This is a genomic window from Streptomyces sp. NPDC004284 (assembly GCF_042874035.1).
GTDB lineage: Bacteria > Actinomycetota > Actinomycetes > Streptomycetales > Streptomycetaceae > Streptomyces.
In genome coordinates this window covers 233,092-250,758 of sequence record NZ_JBIAMJ010000001.1, presented here as the reverse complement: position 1 = coordinate 250,758, position 17,667 = coordinate 233,092, and the positions used below count along the sequence as shown (strand labels likewise).

Sequence of the window (17,667 nt, the reverse complement as noted above, 5' to 3'; positions counted from 1 at the left end):
GAGGTAATCCACGTCATGAAGATCCACAAGTACGACACCGTCATCGTCGGCGCCGGCGGCGCCGGCATGCGCGCGGCCATCGAGTCGACGAAGCGCAGCCGCACCGCCGTGCTGACGAAGCTGTACCCCACCCGCTCCCACACGGGCGCCGCGCAGGGCGGCATGGCCGCCGCGCTGGCGAACGTGGAGGAGGACAACTGGGAGTGGCACACCTTCGACACGGTCAAGGGCGGTGACTACCTGGTCGACCAGGACGCCGCCGAGATCCTGGCGAAGGAGGCCATCGACGCCGTCCTCGACCTGGAGAAGATGGGCCTGCCGTTCAACCGGACGCCCAACGGGACGATCGACCAGCGCCGCTTCGGCGGTCACTCCCGCAACCACGGCGAGGCCCCGGTCCGCCGGTCCTGCTACGCCGCGGACCGCACCGGCCACATGATCCTCCAGACGCTGTACCAGAACTGCGTCAAGGAGGGTGTCGAGTTCTTCAACGAGTTCTACGTCCTCGACCAGCTCATCACCGAGGTCGACGGCGTCAAGCACTCCGCGGGCGTCGTCGCCTACGAGCTGGCCACCGGCGAGATCCACATCTTCCAGGCCAAGGCCGTCATCTACGCCTCCGGCGGCACCGGCAAGTTCTTCAAGGTGACCTCCAACGCCCACACCCTGACCGGTGACGGCCAGGCCGCCTGCTACCGCCGCGGTCTGCCCCTGGAGGACATGGAGTTCTTCCAGTTCCACCCGACGGGCATCTGGCGCATGGGCATCCTGCTGACGGAGGGCGCCCGCGGTGAGGGCGGCATCCTCCGCAACAAGGACGGCGAGCGCTTCATGGAGAAGTACGCGCCGGTCATGAAGGACCTCGCGTCCCGTGACGTCGTCTCCCGCTCCATCTACACGGAGATCCGCGAGGGCCGCGGCTGCGGTCCCGAGGGCGACCACGTCTACCTGGACCTGACGCACCTCCCGCCGGAGCAGCTCGACGCCAAGCTCCCGGACATCACCGAGTTCGCCCGTACGTACCTCGGCATCGAGCCGTACACGGACCCGATCCCGATCCAGCCCACCGCGCACTACGCCATGGGCGGCATCCCGACGAACGTCGAGGGTGAGGTCCTCTCGGACAACACCACCGTCGTCCCGGGCCTGTACGCGGCCGGCGAGGTCGCCTGTGTCTCCGTGCACGGCGCCAACCGCCTCGGCACCAACTCGCTGCTCGACATCAACGTCTTCGGCAAGCGTTCCGGCATCGCCGCCGCCGAGTACTCCGCCAAGCACGACTACGTCGAGCTGCCGGAGAACCCGGAGGCCATGGTCGTCGCGCAGATCGAGAAGCTGCGCAACTCCACGGGCAGCGAGCGGGTCGCCGACCTGCGCCGCGAGCTCCAGGAGACGATGGACGCCAACGTGATGGTGTTCCGCACGGAGCAGACCATCAAGACGGCCGTCGAGAAGATCGCCGAGCTGCGCGAGCGCTACGAGAACGTGTCCATCCAGGACAAGGGCAAGCGCTTCAACACCGACCTCCTGGAGGCCATCGAGCTGGGCAACCTGCTCGAACTGGCCGAGGTCATGGCCGTCTCGGCCCTGGCGCGCAAGGAGTCCCGCGGCGGTCACTACCGCGAGGACTACCCGAACCGCGACGACGTCAACTTCATGCGCCACACCATGGCGTACCGCGAGGTCGGCGAGGACGGCTCCGAGACCGTCCGTCTCGACTACAAGCCGGTCGTGACGACCCGCTACCAGCCGATGGAGCGTAAGTACTGATGGCTACCCCCGTACTGGACAAGGTCGAGGCGGAGTCCGCCGCCTCTCCGTACATCACGGTCACGATGCGGATCCGCCGCTTCAACCCCGAGGTGTCGGACGCCGCGGTCTGGGAGGACTTCCAGATCGAGATCGACCCGAAGGAGCGTGTCCTCGACGCCCTTCACAAGATCAAGTGGGACATCGACGGCACGCTGACCTTCCGTCGCTCCTGCGCGCACGGCATCTGCGGCTCCGACGCGATGCGGATCAACGGCAAGAACAGGCTCGCCTGCAAGACGCTGATCAAGGACATCAACCCGGAGAAGCCGATCACGGTCGAGGCCATCAAGGGCCTCACGGTCCTCAAGGACCTCGTGGTCGACATGGAGCCGTTCTTCCAGGCGTACCGGGACGTCATGCCGTTCCTGGTCACCAAGGGCAACGAGCCGACGCGCGAGCGTCTGCAGTCCGCCGAGGACCGCGAGCGCTTCGACGACACCACCAAGTGCATCCTGTGCGCCGCGTGCACGTCGTCCTGCCCGGTCTTCTGGAACGACGGCCAGTACTTCGGTCCGGCCGCGATCGTCAACGCGCACCGCTTCATCTTCGACTCGCGTGACGAGGCGGGCGAGCAGCGCCTGGAGATCCTGAACGACAAGGACGGCGTGTGGCGCTGCCGCACGACGTTCAACTGCACCGACGCGTGCCCGCGTGGCATCGAGGTCACGAAGGCCATCCAGGAAGTCAAGCGCGCGCTGATCACGCGTCGCTTCTGACAGTCCGCCCGGCCGGAGAGCCCGCTTCTGTACGCTTCTGCGTGCGGGAGCGGGCTTTTCCATGGCACGCCGCTCTTCCAGGGCGCGACGCTTTTCCAGGGCACAGAGAATCGGGGACCGATGAGCGAGCCGAACCCTTACGCGGACGGTGAGTACAAGTGGGGGCCTGGGCAGCAGGGCGGGGCGCCGGGGTACGGCTATCCGCAGGACGCGGTGCCCGGGTACGGCTACCCGTCGCCGCAGCACGCGGCGGCGTTCGGCGCGGTGCCGCTGCTGATCCTCGGTGACATCACCGTGGTCGGCGACCAGATCATGACGCCGGGCGGTCCGATGCCCCTGAAGGGCGCCGTGTGGAACGCGATGGACATGTCGCGGACCGACGAGGTCATCCCCACCGTGGCGATCGTCCTCGCGATCGTCTTCGCCCTCCTCTGCCTGCTCGGTCTGCTGTTCCTGCTGATGAAGGAGAAGCGGACCACCGGCTACATCCAGGTCACGGTGAGCAGCGGTGGCCGGCACCATTCCACGTTCGTCCCGGCCACCACGCCCGACACCTTCTTCTGGGTGATGGGGCAGCTCAACTACGCCCGGACGCTCAGCGTCTGACCCTCGTCATCCGAGCTGGCTCAGGATCGTCGGGTCGGTGATGGCCGTGTCGTCGGCCAGCAGCATCGCCTTGCTGAGGACGATCGCGAGCATGCCGTCGCCCTCGTAGGGCAGCGGGCCGGCCGCGTCCGCCGCCGCGGAGGCCCGCTTCGGGACGATGCACAGGTACCGGTCGTACGGCGCGATCAGCACGTTTCCCGAGCCGAGGTGGACGCGGTACGTGTGGAGGTCGCCCCGCACCTCCAGGAACCGGCCCTCGACCGCGCACCGTTCGGCGATGGCGAGCCGGGGCACCAGGCGGGCGAGCAGCTCGCGGCGGGTCTCGGCGCTCTGCGAGAGCTCGCCGAAGCCGTACCGCTGCCAGTAGTCGCGGTGCCGGCCGCCGGGGCCGCCGTCCTGCCACGTCGGATCGTTGCCGACGCTGGCGACGCCGACGAACAGGTCGACGTCCCGCAGGACTTCGGAGAGCACCTGCTCGGGGATCTCGCGCAGGGGCACCGGCTGGGACCGGACGGTGTACGCGCCGCCGCCCGCGTGCGCCCAGTTCTGCTCGGCGTCGATCCGGTGGAAGCGGACCTGGTCGGTGGTGACCTGGGCGTAGGCGTACGAGCCGGTGAGGTCGCCGTCCTGGTCGCCGCCGACGCCCTCGACCCAGTACTCGGCGCGCAGCCCCCACTCGGGGAGTTCGCGGGACAGCGGCGGGTACGAGTCGTCCACGGCCAGCCGCAGCTTCGCCGTCCAGCCGCGCTGCACGGCGAGGGCGTTGAGCTGGTACTGGCGCAGGATGTGCCCGGCGAAGCGGTTGGAGTACGTGGCGGTGGTCCGCTCGGCGTCGGTGAGCGGGTACGTCTCGCGGTGGGCCTGTTTGAACGGCTGGGTGACGCCGAGCCGTTCGAGCCGCTCGCGGACGGCCAGGATCTCGGCGGCGGGGCGGCCGACGGGGTGCCAGAGGGTGACGGTCGCGGTGGGCGACGCGCACACCGGTTCGCCGTCGAGGGTGCGCAGGTCGGTGCCGTCGAAGAGGACCGGGGTCTCGCCGCCGAGGGCCCAGACCAGCCGGCGGGCGAGGGTGCCGACCAGGGGGTGGTCGAGGATCCGCTCGCGCCAGGTCCGGAGGTTCCAGCTGCGGCGGGCGAGGAACTGGCGGTCCAGGCGGTCGCTCTGGGCGCCGAGCATCTTCTCGATGTCCTTGGCGGAGGCCTTGAGCTCCTTGAGGGCCTCGGCGTGGTCGCGGCGGACCTCGGCGGGGACGGCCGCGACCCGCTTGCCCTTGGCGTTGGTCCAGGTCAGCTTCGTCTTGGCGCCGTGCACCTCCAGGAGCCCGTGGGAGTCGCCGAGCCGGATCTCGCGACGGCCGACCTCGGCCAGCCCGTACGCGGGGACGGCCAGTTCCTCGATCTCCTCGCGGCCGACGCCGAGTGCGGCCGCCTTGGCGTCGAGGGCGGCGGTGAGCTGCTTGAGGGTGCCCTTGTAGGTGACCTTGGCGGAGAGCCGGGCGAGTTCGCCGAGGGCGGCCTCGTGGTCGGTCCGGGCGAGGGCGAGCACGGCCGCGTTGGCGACCTTGGGGCTGTGCGGGCCGATGCCGGGGACCTTGCGCAGGGAGGTCTCGACGAGCCTGCCGAGGGCCCGTACGGCGGCCGGGTCGGGCGGCAGCAGGGACACCAGCCAGGCGAGGCCCTTGAGCGCGTCGGCGTTGCACGGGTCGTAGGTCTTGTTGTGGTCGGCCCAGCCCTCGTGCACGTACAGCTCGATGGTGCGCGGCGCGCCGACGAGCCCGAGCCAGCGGGCGGCCGTGTCGCGCAGGGCCTCGGGGCTCTCCGCCGCGGCGGCGAGCGCGAGGGCCTTCTTGTCCCAGGCGGCGGTGGGCCGGGCTCCGGTGGCGGTGAGCAGGTGCGCGAGGAGCCCGGGCGGCGCCTCGGCCATGGCCTGTTCGGCCCAGGGCTCGCCGGGGTTGAGGACGGGGTCGTCGATGCGGCCGAGGATCCTGCCGAGCGTCTCGTCCGCGAGGTACGCGGTCTTCTGGCAGCGGCGCAGCATGGCGACGAAGCCGCCGGGCAGGGGGCGGCCGGCGTCGAGCTCGCCGCGGGCGAGGGTGACCAGTTCGCCGTCGGCGGCGTACCCGTACGCGTACTGCGTCTGGAGCTCCTCGATGCGCTTCAGGCGCTCGGTGGAGAGCTGGTCGCCGGGGAGGTCCCGGCCGATGATCCCGGCCAGCGTGAGCACCACCGCGCGGACGTTCTCGGCGTCGGTGCCGCGCTGGAAGCGCGCGACCCAGGCCGTGGTGAGGCGGGTGCGCTCGTCCTCGGGGAGATCCCGGACGAGGGCGAGCATCCCGGCCCGCTCCCGGTCCCACCTGTTGTCGCCGAGGGTGCCGATCCGCACCAGGGCGTCGGCCAGTTCACCCATGTTCCCGCGGGCCACGATCTCCTCGACCGTATCGATCGCCTGCATTCCGTCAGCCCCCCACCAGCGGTACGAGCTTGAGGAACGTGACCTCGACGCCCGGGCCCAACTCGACCTCGTCGTCGAGCTCCTCGACCTGACGGTCCCCCACGAGGACCAGGAAGCCGTTCCGTCCGAACGCCTCGACCGCGCGGGCGAACTCGTGCCCGGCCGTCCCCGGGGCGGCCTCCTGCTCGACCCGGCGGCGGATCAGCTCGCGCAGCGCGAGGCGTTCCTCGGCGACGGAGAGGCCGCCGGCCTCGGTCCGCGCTCCTGACGTCGTCTCGTCGACGAAGGTCACCATTGCCATGCGGAGCAGCGTAGGAGAGGCCTCTGACAACGGGCCGTCGCGGGGTGCGTCAGGCGTGCCAGTGCTGGGAGACGCCCTCCTCGGCGAGGAGCATGACGCGCCGGAGCATGTCGTTGAGCCGCGTCAGTTCGTCCTTGTCGAGGATGCCGAGCAGCCGCTCCTCCTCGTGTCCGAGGACGTCCATCGCGCCGAGCCAGGTCTCGCGGCCGGAGGCGGTGAGTTCGACGACGACCCGGCGCCGGTCGGTCGTGGACGGGGTGCGGCGGACGAAGCCGCGCTTCTCCAGGGCGTCGAGGCGGCCGGAGACGGAGGCGGGGGCCAGGTCGAGGTCCTGGGCGAGCTCGGAGGGGGCGGCGCTGCCGCCGCGGCCCGCGAGCTTGTGGAGGGTGTCGAACTCGTGGCGTTCCAGGTCGAAGTCGACGAGGGACTGCTCCCTGACCCGGCGCAGATGGACCGAGAGCTTCTTCATCCGGGTGACGGCGCCCTCGACGACGGGGTCGAGGCCGGGCAGGACGGGCTGCCAGCGGGCGACGTGCTCGTCGGTCCAGTCGCGCGGTTCCTGCTGCTCATCGGGGTGCCCCATGGGGAGATCGTACGTCGGGAGTCCGCTCTTCTCACGAGAAGTATTTCGTTGACGAATTATTCGGTACCGAAATACTCTGCGTCCCATGTCCACCGCCCCCGCGCGCCCCGCCGCGCCTCCGGCAGTCCCCCACCCCCTCCGCACCCGCCCCTTCCGCCTCCTCTTCACCGGCCGCGCCCTCTCCCTCCTCGGCGACGCCGCCATCCCCGCCGCCCTCGCCCTCGCCGTCCTGGAGGCCACCGGCTCCTCCTCGGCGCTCGCCCTGGTCCTCGGCTGCGCGATGGTCCCCAAGCTGCTCCTGCTGCCCGTGGGCGGGGTCGTCGGCGACCGCTTCGACGCCCGCACGGTCGCGCTCACCACGGACCTCGTGCGCTGCGCCACCCAGCTCCTCGTCGGCGTCCAGCTGCTCGGCGGCACCCCCAGCCTCGCCGTCCTCGCGGTCGCCGAGGCCCTCGGCGGCGCGGCCGGGGCCTTCGCCATGCCGACCGGCTCGCCCCTGATCAAGGGCACGGTGGAGCCGGAGGCGCTGCACCGGGCCAACGCGGCGATGGGCGTCGCCCAGAGCGGCACCCGCCTCGCCGGCCCCGCGCTCGCCGGCACCCTCGTCCTGACCATCGGCCCCGGCTGGGCGTTCGTCCTGGACGCGGCCACCTTCGCCGTCAGCGCCCTGCTCCTGACCGCCGTACGGGTGAAGCGGATCCCGATCCCGCGCCGCTCGCTCCGCGCCGACCTCGCCGAGGGCTGGCAGGAGGTCCGCTCCCGGGACTGGTACTGGACCAGCCTCGTCGGCCACAGCGCCTGGAACGGCGCCGCCGCCGTCCTCATGACCCTCGGCCCCGCCATCGCCGTGCAGCGGCTCGGCGGCGGCACCACCTGGATCGTCTTCCTCCAGGTCGGCGCCGTCGGCTTCCTCCTCGGGGCGCTGCTCGCCGACCGGGTCCGCCCCCGCCGCCCGATCCTCACCGCGAACCTCGGCCTCGCCACGTACGCGCTGCCGCTGGTCCTGCTCGCCCTCGCCGCGCCCGCGTGGCTGACGATCGCGGCGTACGGGCTCGCGCAGGCGGGCCTCGGCTTCCTCTCCCCCGTCTGGGAGACCGCCGTCCAGCGCGCGGTCCCCGCCCACGCGCTCGCCCGCGTCACCTCGTACGACTGGCTGCTCTCGCTGGCCGCCATGCCCCTGGGCTACGCCCTCGCCCCGCTCGCCGCCTCGGCCTGGGGCCCCCGGGTGCCGCTGCTCGCCGCCGCCGTGGTGGTGGGCGGGTGCTGCCTGGGGACGGCGCTCGTGCCGGGGGTGAGGCGGTTCAGGTAGGGCTGTCAGTGGGGTCCTCTACCGTCGGGAGCATGGTGGGGATCACGGGCAGGGAAGTGAACGAGGCGCTGGCGGAAGGTCCGGAGGTGGTAAGCGAGTTGATCGGCTCCCTGGGGGCGGAGGGGCGCCGGGAGTGGGCGCTCGCGCTGCACCTGCGGGCCTGCGGCGGAAGGCCGGACCAGGTATCGGCGCTCCTCGACGACCTGTCCCGGCAGGAGTTGGGCTGGGGCACCGAGGAATCCGACAGACTCCTGGCGCGGCTCGCCGGCCAGGACGCGGCGGCCTCCGGGTACGAGCTGCGGGGCTCCTTCATGACCCTGGTGCCGATCGCCCTGTCGGCGGCCGAGCAGGCCCCGGAGTTCGACCGGGCCCGGGTCCGGGCACTGCGCCGGACGGCCGAGTCGCTGCGCGCGTACCGGAGCGGCGAGTTCGCCGGGTTCGCCGCGATACGGGACCGGATGGACGTCCTGCTGCGCCGCGAGGCGACGGCACCGCCGGGCAGGCTCCCCCGCCACGTCCTCGACGACCTCGACGAGTACGGCCCGGCGATGCGCGCGGCGCACGGGGAGCTGCTCGCGGGGGCGGGCGTGGCGGCCCTCCTCGGGCACTGCGCCCTCCTGGACAGGCCCAGGGCGACCCGGGTGTGGCGCCGACGGGCGGCGGCCCTGCTCGCGGCGACCGACCGGGGAACGGACGTCGTACGCCTCCTCCTGGAGGGAATCGCCGCACAGGTCGAGCACCGGATCGACGACCTCGGCGAGTACGGCATGAACCATTGGGGTCTCGCGGGCGACCCCAACACCTGCCTGGTGCGGGGCCTGTTGTGGGTGGCGCTCGACGCCGACGCCGACTGGGCCGTGCCGCTCGCCGGGGCCGTCGCGCTGAACGCGGGGACGGGGCTCGGGGGTTCCGGCGGGTTCTGCCGCAGCCAGCCCCTGGCCACGACGGCCGTCGCCGTGCTCGGCGCGTGCGAGGGGGCGCGGGCCGGGGAGGCCGCGCAGTGGCTCGGCCGGCTGCCGAAGAAGGTCAAGAACCGCACCGTCAACAAGGGGATCGTGAAGGCCCTGGAGGCGGTCGCCGCCCGCGCCGGGCTCACGCCGTCGATGCTCAGGGAGCGCGGGATCGCGACGCTCGGTCTGGACGGGCGCGGGATCCGGGAGGTGCCGCTCGGGGCGTACACGGCGGAGCTGGCGGTACGGGAGCCGGGCGCGGTCGCGCTGTCGTTCCGGGGCCCGGAGGGGAGGCTCCTGAAGGCGGCACCGAAGGAGGTCCGGGAGGCGCGCGGGGAGGAGTGGAAGGAGGTCAGGGCCGGGCTCAGGGAGCTGAAGGCGCTGGTCGCCGCCGAGCGGTCCCGGCTGGAGGAGCACCTCGCGGCGGGGACGGTCTGGCCGGCGGAGGACTGGCAGCGGTACTACGTCGACCACCCGGTGACGGGGGCGGTCGCCCGGGCGCTGCTGTGGGAGGTCGCGGAGGGCGAAGGGTGGACGGCCGGCGTCCCGGAGCGGGCGGGCGGCGGCTGGGCCCTCGCCGGGCACGACGGGACGGCGCGGCCGGTCGGCCCGGGTGCCCGGCTGCGGCTGTGGCATCCGCTGCGGGCCGGCGGCGAGGAGGTCGCCGAGTGGCGGGCGGCGGTCGCGGAGCGGGAGGAGCGGCAGCCGTTCAAGCAGGTCTTCCGCGAGGTGTACCCGCTGACTCCGGCGGAGCTCGCGACCGGTTCGTACTCCAACCGCTTCGCGGGGCACGTCCTGCGGTACGGGCAGGCGCGGGCGCTGATGGCCGAGCGCGGCTGGACGGGGAACCACCTGGGGTACTTCTCGGACGGCTACGCGGCGGAGCTGGTGAAGGAGCTGCCGGCGCCGGGCGAGCTGCCGGCCGGCGAGGGGGCGCGCTGGCGGGCCCGGTTCTTCGTGGAGATGGTCGACGAGGGGTCGCGCGGGGACGGGGTGGCCCGGCTGTGCTCCACGGACCAGGTCCGGTTCGAGAGGAGAACGGGCGCGCGGGGCGCCTGGGAGGCCGTCGCGCTGGCCGACGCACCGGCGCTGGTGCTCTCGGAGGCGCTGCGGGACGTCGACCTGTTCGTGGGGGTGGCGTCGATCGGGGCGGACCCGCAGTGGCGGGACCGCGGGGAGGACCGGGCGTACGACGCGTACTGGGAGAGCTGGTCGTTCGGCGCGCTGACGGAGTCGGCGGTGATCCGGCGCGAGACGCTGGCCCGGCTGCTGCCCCGGACGCGGATCGCGGACCGGGTGGAGCTGACGGACCGCTTCCTGCGGGTGCGGGGCGAACTGCGCGCGTACCGGATCCATCTGGGCTCGGGGAACGTGCTGATGGAGCCGGACGACTCGTACCTGTGCGTCGTGGCCGACCGCGCGCGGGACCGGGGGAAGGTGTTCCTGCCGTTCGAGGAGGACGGCGGGCTGCTGTCGGTGATCCTGTCGAAGGCGCTGCTGCTGGCCGCCGACGACCGGATCACCGACCCGACGATCACCGCGCAGATACGCCGGGGCTGAGCTCGGAGGTCTCGGCCAGGAACGCGACGAGGAGCCGGGCGGTCTCGTCCGGGCGTTCCAGGGCGGGGAGGTGGCCGGCCCAGTCGAGGTCGACCCGGCGGGCGGCGGGCAGGAGGCCGCCGAGCTCGTCGGCGACGGCCCGGAAGTCGGGCAGGTCGTGGGCGCCGGAGGCGACGAGGGCGGGGGCCTGGATCCCGGCGAGGTCGTCACGGGTGACCTCGGGGGCGACGGGGTGGTTCTCCTCGGGGGCGGCGAGCTGGAGGTCGAAGGCGCGCCGCTGCCCGTCCCGTACGAGGGCGCGGGCGTCCTCCCCCGCCTCCGGCCCGAGCCAGGTGTCGACGTTGAGCTCGACGGCCGCGTCGAGGTCGCCCGCTTCGAGGAGCGCGTCCTCGCGGGCGCCCCAGGCCCGCAGCTCCGCGCTGGGCGCCATGCCGGGGATGCCGGAGGCGAGGAGGGCGAGCGCGGAGACGCGTCCGGGGTGGAGGGCGGCGAGTTCGAGGGCGACGCGGCCGCCGAAGGAGGAGCCGACGACGGCGGCGCGCTCGGCTCCGATGTGGTCGAGGAGGGCGCGGACGTCCTCGGCGTGGGTGTGCGGGGCGTCGATCGGGCTGTCGCCGAAGCCGCGGAGGTCGCAGCGGACGACGCGGTGTCCCGCCGCGGCCAGCGCGGAGAACTGTCCGTCCCACATCCGGCGGTCGCAGACCCCGGAGTGCAGCAGGACGACGGTCGAGGGGCCGGTACCGGCCAGGTCATGAGAGAGCGTCACCCGCCGACCCTAAGCGCCTCCACCCGGCGGGGCCACTCATGCGCACGCCGCACACATACGACTTGAACACGTTCAAGAGGAGGTCTACAGTCATGACCGCCAGCTTTTGAACGCGTTCAAGGGAGGGTGGGGCATGGACCTCACTGTCGTCGCGTACATCACCTACCTGCTGATCAGCGTGGCCCTCACCGTCTGGGTCGCCCGCACGCTCAGCCGCAACGGAAGGATCTTCCTGTCCGACGTCCTGCACGGGAACGAGAAGCTCGCGGACGCCGTCAACCACCTCCTGGTGGTCGGCTTCTACCTCGTCAACTTCGGCTTCGTCGCCCTCTACCTGAGCCAGGACGACGCCGTCCTCGACGCCCGGGCGCTCTTCGAGGCCCTCTCCGTCAAGCTCGGAGTGGTCCTGCTCGTCCTCGGCGTGATGCACCTCGGCAACGTGTACGCGCTCAACAAGATCCGCCGCCGCGGGGTCATGGAGCGCGAACAGGTGCCGCCGGTCGGCCCGCAGGGCTGGACCAAGGCACCCCAGGGCCCCTGGGCCCCGCCCGCGCCGCAGGCCTGACCACCGTGGCGACCCCGGTGCGCCCCACGACCCCCGTGGGACACCTGACCGTGCTGTACGACGCCGACTGCCCGCTCTGCGTGCACCTCAGGCACTGGCTGCTGCGCCAACGGCAGCTCGTCCGGCTCGACCTCGTACCGGCCGGCTCGCAGCAGGCACGGCACCTCTTCCCGGACCTCGACCACGCCGCCACGCTGCGGGAGATCACCGTGATCGGGGACCGGGGCCAGGTCTACCGCGAGACCTCCGCCTGGATCGTCTGCCTCTGGGCCCTGGCCGACCACCGGGCCAAGGCCCACTGGCTGGCCACCCCCGCGGGACAGCCCTTCGCCCGGATGACCGTCCTCGCGGCCGCGAAGTGGCGCGAGGCCCTCAAGGGACCGGGACCGGACGACCGGTCCTGCGCGGGCGGGCACTGCGAAGCTCCCGTTCCGCCCCGTTAGGCTCGACTCCGTGACGGAAGAGAAGAAGGCCCCCAAGAGCGAGCAGACCCGCACGCTCATCCTCGAAACCGCGCTCCGGCTGTTCAAGGAGCGCGGTTACGACAAGACGACGATGCGGGCCATCGCCCAGGAGGCCGGGGTCTCCGTCGGCAACGCGTACTACTACTTCTCCTCCAAGGAGCACCTCGTCCAGGGCTTCTACGACCGGATCGCCGAGGAGCACCAGGCGGCCGTCGAGCCCATCCTGAGCGGTGACGAGAAGGACCTGACCGCCCGGATCCGGGGCGTCTACCTCGGCTGGCTCGACATCGCGGCGCCGTACCACGAGTTCGCGGCCCAGTTCTTCAAGAACGCCGCCGACCCGGACAGCCCGCTCAGCCCCTTCTCCCCCGAGTCGGAGGGCCCGCGCGAGGCCGCGATCGAGGTGCACCGGCGGGTCATCTCCGGCGCCTCGGTCAAGGTCGACCCGGAACTGAAGGAAGCCCTCCCGCAGTTGCTGTGGCTCCAGCAGATGGGCCTGGTGCTGTTCTGGGTGTACGACCGCTCGGAGGGCGCGGCGAACAGCCGGCGCCTCGTCGAGCGCCTCGCGCCGGTCACCGCCCGCGCGATCTCGCTCTCCCGCTTCCGGATCCTGCGCCCGCTGGTCAAGGAGACCCACGAGCTGCTCTCCGACTTCATGCCGACGGCGGCCGGAATGGCGGCCTCGGGCAAGCCCAAGAAGAAGGCGAGCCCGAAGCCGTAGGAGAAGGCCTGAATCCGGCTGACTTGATCTTCAACCCGTGCGGCGAGGTCGTGGGGTCGTCGACTTCTTGTTCCGGGACGTGGCGGTTCCGGTTTTTCGGACTGTCTCCGACGGCGTGATTTGGCCCCACCCCTCTCGTCAGACTGCCAGCCGTGTGGGCACGGCGTCCGCCCGCCCGTAGGTGAGCACCTGCGCGAGGACCTCGCGGAACCGGATGACGTCCTCGGTCGGAGCCTCAATGACGGCCTCGATCTCACCCTCGTCCAGCCCAAGACTTTCCAGCGCCTCGGGATCCAGCGAGATGCGGAGGACGTTGCCATCCAGGACGGCTTCGCGCACGCATCCGTAGGCTGTCCCCTGGCCAGCGGTGACGAGGCAGTGCGTGTCCATTCCCAGTGTGGCCTCCTGGGCGTCGGGCTCTTCCTCGCCCGCCATGAACATCAGGATGAAGCCGCTGCCGTCCTCGCCCTCCGCAAGAGCGGCCTCGGTGAAGTAGCCGTCAGGATCGATCTCCGTGGTGGCGACGCGGGCGGTGAATCGGTACGTCATGACGAGGTTGTATCAAGGCGGTCAGACAGGATGTCCAGGAGGGGCATTGCCGTCATCACGGCCCAGGTGGAGCCACTCCAAACCGTTCCTCAGCCGGGGCCAGACGACGCCGTCGGAGCGGGGCCAAAAGAGGCTGCCCTAGACAGACCTCGGATGCGCTGCGGTAGGCGCCGTCGCCGATCAGCAGTCGGTGACCGGTGACCTGGTCGGGCATGGTCGCAGAGAGGCCGGCGAAGACGCACCTACGCCACGGGCAGCCTGTAGCGCATCCGGTAACGGTGCGCCGCCTTCGTCATCAGCGTGACCTCGATCGGACGCCGGGCGTCGGAGTAGACCACCCGGAAGGCCACCAGTACCGGCATGTCCTTCGGAAGCTCCAGCGCCACGACCTCTTCCTCCGTCGGGATCTCGGACGACAGTTCGTCCACGAACTCGCGCGGAGGAAAGCCCATCGAGTCGAGCAGCGCCGGTGTGCCGCCCCGGATCCGCTTCTTCTCCAGCACGGCCGTGCCCTCGACCAGGCCCAGCGGGTAGTACGACCTCGTGAGTTCCGTCGGCTCCTCGTCCAGGAAGAGGATCTGCTTGCGGAGTACGGCTTGCTCGCCGTCCTCCAGCTGCAGGGCTTCGGCGACTTCCTTCGGCGGGACGATGACCTCGACGGCGAGGAGCTGAGCCCTGCCGACCTGCTGCCGCTTCGCGGCCTCGGACATCCACGGGTAGGGCTCGTCCGGTCCGGCCGGCCTCATGTAGGCGATCGGTTCGACGGACTGCTGCGCGTGCTGCCGCACGTACACGCCCTTGCCCGGGAGCCCTTCGAGGAGCCCCTCGGCCTTCAACATCTGGAGGGCTTTCTGGATGGTCGTATTGGCCACACCGCCGTACTGCTCCATCAGCTCGGCCGTCGAGCCCAGCTTGCTTCCAGGAGGGAGGTCTCCGCGAGTGATCTGCCGACGAAGCTCCGCCGCGATCTTCTGGTGCGGCGATCTCGGATCCGTGAACTCCTTCGCCATCACGCGCCCTGCTTCCCGAACCGATAGGTGAGGTGCCTGTCCGCCGGCATGGTCATCAGAGAGGCCTCCATCGGTGTCCCGTCGGCGGTCAGTGTCAGGCGGAGTAGACGGAGGACAGCGCTGCCCTCCGGCAGGCCCAGGTGCTCGGCCTCCTCCGTGGCGGCGAGGGCGGCACTCACGTCCTCCACGACCTCGGCTCCGGTGTACCCCAGCTCCTTGAGCAGCGTGACGGCGCCGCCGGGCACCTTGCGCGGTTCGGCCAAGGGGGTGCCCCCGGCGATGGCGACGGGGTAGTAGGAATCGGCCAGCTCCACGGGCTGGTCGTCGAGCAGGATCAACCGGCGCCTGACGATCACGCGCTCGGCCGCCGACAACCGCAGGGCGGTGCGGACGGCTTCGGGGGCGTCCACTTCTCCCGCCTGGAGGAGCCGTTGGCCGCCACGACGTCCACGGCGAGCGGCCTCATCGGTCCACGCGTCACTCTGACCGGGCTTGCGCGGGGCCAGGTACGGCGCGGTCTCGCTGATCCATGCATCGCCCGACATGTTCCTACCTCCGACTCACTGTTGTCAGTGACCCTACTTGCTCGCTCCCACCGGGAACTTGACCTTAAGCGCTTGCGACTTAAAGTCGTTTGCGCTTAAGGTTGCCGACATGGAAGCTACGAATGCTGACGAAGCGCAGCATGGTGTTCCCGTACCGCCGGAAGGCTTGAGCCCGGCTCTCCGAGCTCGCGCCGAGGCCGGGTGGCAGAAGTTCCTCGACCGGTGGTTCGACGCCTGCGAGGATTCCGAACGGTGAATGCGTCTGGCGTCGAGGGCGGGGATGGTCACCCCCTCCTTCACCGGAGGGTTCGCGACATCGCCAGCCGAGGTGAAGGAGTGCTGACGGCCGTCGTTCACGAGTGGCACGGCGGCCGGCTCCTGCGTATCGCATACGTCCAGCCCGCCACCGGCGCCGCCTGGACGACGGCGGTCGACAACATCGGACCCGCCCTGTGGAGTGAGGCATCGCCCGCCGAGGAGCCCTCGGAAGGGGGCCCAGATTCATGACGCGCGCGAGATCCAGGGGCCTCGGCTATCCAAGAGCGCAACCAAGGGATGGGTGCCATGCGAGCCGCCACGCGCCGCCGTCACCCCAGTCGGCGGTACTCCCCTTGGCAGTACGTCAGCGGCCCGCTCCCCTCAGAACGAGGGATGGCCAGATCGGACACGAGGGGCGCGGCGGGAGCCTTCTGGAGCATGTTCGCGCGCTAAGGGCTTACAGAGCATCAACACGGCCAATTTTGAAGGGAGGTGATGGTCATGCAGTACACCCAGGCGCAGCGGATGTGCCGGGGGAAGAACAAGGCACCGAAATGGACCAGGCCCGATGACGGGATTGTGTCCGTGATGGTGCTGCCGCTGGCTGTCATCGACCCGGCAGACCTGGCCCGGCTGGAGAAGCTGTTCGGCGCGATGTGGTCGGTCAAGCGGGCCGTCCAGCGCGACGCCCGCGCCAGGGTCGACGCGTACTGGGCCGCATTCCGTGAGCGGAACGAGCAGGGAGCCAAGGCCGTACGGCAGCGCCTCGGCCTGTCCCGCGAGGCCCTGGAACGCTGCGCCTACAGGCACCTCGAATCGTCCGGGCACTTGAAGCACCACGCCTCGAAGGCCCTGGCCATGCACATGGCCGACGAGGTGTGGAACGGCGTACAGCGGCACCTGTTCGCCGACAGCACGGGAAACCGCCACGGCCGCCCCCGCGTGGGTCGCTGGTACGACTTCACCCGGATTCCGGGCCGTGCCCGCTCCCACACCATCATGAACAAGTGGGAGACCTTCCGCCTCGTCGGCACCTTCCAGGGCCACGCCATCGCCTACACCGACGGCGGCAGGCGCACCCTGATGCAGCCGCGCCGGATGCCGACACCGGCCAAGCCGGACGGCAGGATCCCCACCGACAGGGGGCCGCGCAAGGCCACCTGGTGGGATCACACCGGCCCGCTCGCCGTGGTGTTCGCGGGCGGTCCGGACGGCGGGCGCGGTGACCTCGTCCTGCCCGTCCGCATCCCGCAGGGGCCGGGCCAGGAGGACCGCGTACGGCACTTCCTTGAGGCTGATGCCCGCTGGCACAAGGTGGACCTCGTACGCCGCCGCAAGGCCAGCGCGCCAGGCGGCTGGGCGTATGAGGCGCACCTGATGGTGCTCGGCCCTGGCTATGCTTCCCCGGCCGTCCGTCAGATGCGGCAGCACGCTGCCGGGCTGGACCGGGTCGGCGGAGTGGACGGCAACGTTTCGAACCTGTCCGTCGTCTCCTTCCCCGCCAGCCTGGACCCTGCCGACGGTGCCCCGGAGTCCTCGGAGATCGTGCTGACCGAGGAGGACCGGGTGCGACTGGAGCGGGAGGCGAAGAAGCGGCGGGGTCGAGCTCGGGCGCTGGAACGGTCGCGCCGGGCGACAAACGCCGCGCAGTACGGCCTGTCCAAGCGACAGACAGCACGGGCTGAGCGCCGGGCCTCTCGGGGCTTGACGTCCAAGACCGTGACGATGCCCGGCGGTGGCCGCGATGCGCGGTCCGATGGGGTGCCGAAGCAGGCGTTCCGCCGCGACCGACTGTCCCACGGCTATCGGGAGCTGCGCGCCCGACAGGCCGAAGCAGCCGCCTCCGCGGCCGAGTGCCGGCGTCACCGCGCCCGCGCCGTCGCCCGCGAGATCGTCGCCGTCCACGGACCCCACCTCACGGTGGAGGACTGCGACATCCGTACCTGGTACCGGCTGTGGGGCAAGTGCCTCTCCCAGACCACACCCGGCATGCTGATCTCCGCCCTGGAGACCGAGTGCAAGGCCGCAGGTGGACGTCTCGCGCGCGCTTCCACCTGGTCCACCGCGCTGTCGCAGCACTGCCTGTGCGGCAAGCGCGTGACCAAGGCGCTGCGGGACCGGGAACACAAGTGCATCGCCTGCGGCCTCACCGGCAAGCGTGACCTTGTCTCCGCCGCCCTGACCGCCTTCGTGGACCTGGCCGACCCCGACGCCCCCAAGACCGCCCGGCTGGACTCCGCCCGGTCGCGACACGCACAGATCACGTACGGAGAAGGGCTGGAAGAAGCCCTGAGTGAGTCAACCACACCGTGCCAGAACATCCCTCGGGGTGCTGGTCGCGTGGCAGTCCCGCGTCAGAGCGGGGCCTCTGCTCACCGAACCGCCGAACGACGGGACCGAGCAACCCCAGATGAGCCGCGCAACACACGCGACCACGCTGGAACGCCCGGCACCCGACCGGCGTGCAGTCCGCAGCTCACCCTCTGGTGAATCATGGAACA

General features: G+C 71.3%; 16 protein-coding genes. 9 read left to right on the top strand and 7 right to left on the bottom strand.

Annotated features, from left to right (window positions below; translation table 11 throughout):
* Window positions 1-15 precede the first annotated feature (15 nt).
* The 3 genes from sdhA to ACFYUS_RS01170 all read left to right on the top strand — a co-directional run bounded on the left by sdhA (window position 16) and on the right by ACFYUS_RS01170 (window position 3,134).
* Window positions 16-1,770 (top strand): succinate dehydrogenase flavoprotein subunit, encoded by a 1,755-nt coding sequence (sdhA, locus tag ACFYUS_RS01180; RefSeq protein WP_388844293.1) that lies wholly within the window; start codon window positions 16-18, stop codon window positions 1,768-1,770.
* Window positions 1,770-2,528, top strand: a complete 759-nt coding sequence (locus ACFYUS_RS01175; protein ID WP_388844291.1) for a succinate dehydrogenase iron-sulfur subunit — start codon at window positions 1,770-1,772, stop codon at window positions 2,526-2,528. Before sdhA ends, ACFYUS_RS01175 begins: the two co-directional genes overlap by 1 nt.
* Before the next feature lie 120 nt (window positions 2,529-2,648).
* Entirely contained in the window at window positions 2,649-3,134 is a 486-nt protein-coding gene (locus ACFYUS_RS01170) for a hypothetical protein (RefSeq protein WP_388844289.1), read from the top strand.
* Window positions 3,135-3,140: 6 nt separating this feature from the next.
* On the opposite strand, the gene ACFYUS_RS01165 is transcribed toward ACFYUS_RS01170, so the two are convergent.
* From ACFYUS_RS01165 to ACFYUS_RS01155, 3 genes are read right to left on the bottom strand one after another with little or no spacing between them, the layout of a single operon-like run.
* Window positions 3,141-5,585 (bottom strand): DUF4132 domain-containing protein, encoded by a 2,445-nt coding sequence (locus ACFYUS_RS01165; RefSeq protein WP_388844287.1) that lies wholly within the window; start codon window positions 5,583-5,585, stop codon window positions 3,141-3,143.
* Between the two features lie 4 nt (window positions 5,586-5,589).
* On the bottom strand, window positions 5,590-5,886 hold the full coding sequence (locus ACFYUS_RS01160) for a hypothetical protein (protein ID WP_388844285.1): 297 nt from the start codon (window positions 5,884-5,886) through the stop codon (window positions 5,590-5,592).
* Window positions 5,887-5,935: 49 nt separating this feature from the next.
* Window positions 5,936-6,469, bottom strand: coding sequence for a MarR family winged helix-turn-helix transcriptional regulator (locus ACFYUS_RS01155; RefSeq protein WP_388844284.1), 534 nt, complete (start codon window positions 6,467-6,469; stop codon window positions 5,936-5,938).
* Between the two features lie 85 nt (window positions 6,470-6,554).
* On the opposite strand from ACFYUS_RS01155, the gene ACFYUS_RS01150 reads away from it, so the two are divergent.
* A complete protein-coding gene (locus ACFYUS_RS01150; RefSeq protein WP_388844282.1) occupies window positions 6,555-7,778 on the top strand; it encodes an MFS transporter in 1,224 nt (407 codons plus the stop codon).
* A 32-nt stretch (window positions 7,779-7,810) separates the two neighbouring features.
* Window positions 7,811-10,288, top strand: a complete 2,478-nt coding sequence (locus ACFYUS_RS01145) for a DUF4132 domain-containing protein (protein WP_388844280.1) — start codon at window positions 7,811-7,813, stop codon at window positions 10,286-10,288.
* Here ACFYUS_RS01145 and ACFYUS_RS01140 read toward each other — a convergent pair.
* The gene (locus ACFYUS_RS01140; protein WP_388844278.1) at window positions 10,263-11,054 is read right to left on the bottom strand and encodes an alpha/beta fold hydrolase; all 792 of its coding nucleotides are present in this window, start codon (window positions 11,052-11,054) and stop codon (window positions 10,263-10,265) included. The two genes, ACFYUS_RS01145 and ACFYUS_RS01140, sit on opposite strands and share 26 nt — an antisense overlap.
* A gap of 133 nt (window positions 11,055-11,187) precedes the next feature.
* Between ACFYUS_RS01140 and ACFYUS_RS01135 the strand changes: the two genes are divergently transcribed.
* From ACFYUS_RS01135 to ACFYUS_RS01125, 3 genes are read left to right on the top strand one after another with little or no spacing between them, the layout of a single operon-like run.
* A complete protein-coding gene (locus ACFYUS_RS01135; protein WP_388844276.1) occupies window positions 11,188-11,619 on the top strand; it encodes a hypothetical protein in 432 nt (143 codons plus the stop codon).
* A 17-nt stretch (window positions 11,620-11,636) separates the two neighbouring features.
* Window positions 11,637-12,062 (top strand): thiol-disulfide oxidoreductase DCC family protein, encoded by a 426-nt coding sequence (locus ACFYUS_RS01130; protein ID WP_388844275.1) that lies wholly within the window; start codon window positions 11,637-11,639, stop codon window positions 12,060-12,062.
* A 10-nt stretch (window positions 12,063-12,072) separates the two neighbouring features.
* Window positions 12,073-12,804: a TetR/AcrR family transcriptional regulator gene (locus tag ACFYUS_RS01125; protein ID WP_388844273.1), complete on the top strand. Its 732-nt coding sequence runs from the start codon at window positions 12,073-12,075 to the stop codon at window positions 12,802-12,804.
* Window positions 12,805-12,942: 138 nt separating this feature from the next.
* On the opposite strand, the gene ACFYUS_RS01120 is transcribed toward ACFYUS_RS01125, so the two are convergent.
* The 3 genes from ACFYUS_RS01120 to ACFYUS_RS01110 form a co-directional block, all read right to left on the bottom strand.
* Window positions 12,943-13,353, bottom strand: coding sequence for a hypothetical protein (locus tag ACFYUS_RS01120; RefSeq protein WP_388844272.1), 411 nt, complete (start codon window positions 13,351-13,353; stop codon window positions 12,943-12,945).
* A 242-nt stretch (window positions 13,354-13,595) separates the two neighbouring features.
* Window positions 13,596-14,363: a GntR family transcriptional regulator gene (locus ACFYUS_RS01115; protein ID WP_388844270.1), complete on the bottom strand. Its 768-nt coding sequence runs from the start codon at window positions 14,361-14,363 to the stop codon at window positions 13,596-13,598.
* Window positions 14,363-14,908 (bottom strand): UTRA domain-containing protein, encoded by a 546-nt coding sequence (locus ACFYUS_RS01110; RefSeq protein WP_388844268.1) that lies wholly within the window; start codon window positions 14,906-14,908, stop codon window positions 14,363-14,365. Before ACFYUS_RS01110 ends, ACFYUS_RS01115 begins: the two co-directional genes overlap by 1 nt.
* Window positions 14,909-15,667: 759 nt before the next feature.
* Between ACFYUS_RS01110 and ACFYUS_RS01105 the strand changes: the two genes are divergently transcribed.
* Window positions 15,668-17,656: a transposase gene (locus ACFYUS_RS01105; protein WP_388844266.1), complete on the top strand. Its 1,989-nt coding sequence runs from the start codon at window positions 15,668-15,670 to the stop codon at window positions 17,654-17,656.
* Window positions 17,657-17,667 lie beyond the last annotated feature (11 nt).

Coding starts and splice junctions, on each gene's coding strand:
- ACFYUS_RS01170 (WP_388844289.1), top strand. CDS start 2,649: ATGAGCGAGCCGAACCCTTACGCGGACGGTGAGTACAAGTGGGGGCCT.
- ACFYUS_RS01145 (WP_388844280.1), top strand. CDS start 7,811: ATGGTGGGGATCACGGGCAGGGAAGTGAACGAGGCGCTGGCGGAAGGT.
- ACFYUS_RS01110 (WP_388844268.1), bottom strand. CDS start 14,908: ATGTCGGGCGATGCATGGATCAGCGAGACCGCGCCGTACCTGGCCCCG.
- ACFYUS_RS01135 (WP_388844276.1), top strand. CDS start 11,188: ATGGACCTCACTGTCGTCGCGTACATCACCTACCTGCTGATCAGCGTG.
- ACFYUS_RS01105 (WP_388844266.1), top strand. CDS start 15,668: ATGCAGTACACCCAGGCGCAGCGGATGTGCCGGGGGAAGAACAAGGCA.
- ACFYUS_RS01175 (WP_388844291.1), top strand. CDS start 1,770: ATGGCTACCCCCGTACTGGACAAGGTCGAGGCGGAGTCCGCCGCCTCT.
- ACFYUS_RS01115 (WP_388844270.1), bottom strand. CDS start 14,363: ATGGCGAAGGAGTTCACGGATCCGAGATCGCCGCACCAGAAGATCGCG.
- ACFYUS_RS01120 (WP_388844272.1), bottom strand. CDS start 13,353: ATGACGTACCGATTCACCGCCCGCGTCGCCACCACGGAGATCGATCCT.
- sdhA (WP_388844293.1), top strand. CDS start 16: ATGAAGATCCACAAGTACGACACCGTCATCGTCGGCGCCGGCGGCGCC.
- ACFYUS_RS01165 (WP_388844287.1), bottom strand. CDS start 5,585: ATGCAGGCGATCGATACGGTCGAGGAGATCGTGGCCCGCGGGAACATG.
- ACFYUS_RS01155 (WP_388844284.1), bottom strand. CDS start 6,469: ATGGGGCACCCCGATGAGCAGCAGGAACCGCGCGACTGGACCGACGAG.
- ACFYUS_RS01160 (WP_388844285.1), bottom strand. CDS start 5,886: ATGGCAATGGTGACCTTCGTCGACGAGACGACGTCAGGAGCGCGGACC.
- ACFYUS_RS01150 (WP_388844282.1), top strand. CDS start 6,555: ATGTCCACCGCCCCCGCGCGCCCCGCCGCGCCTCCGGCAGTCCCCCAC.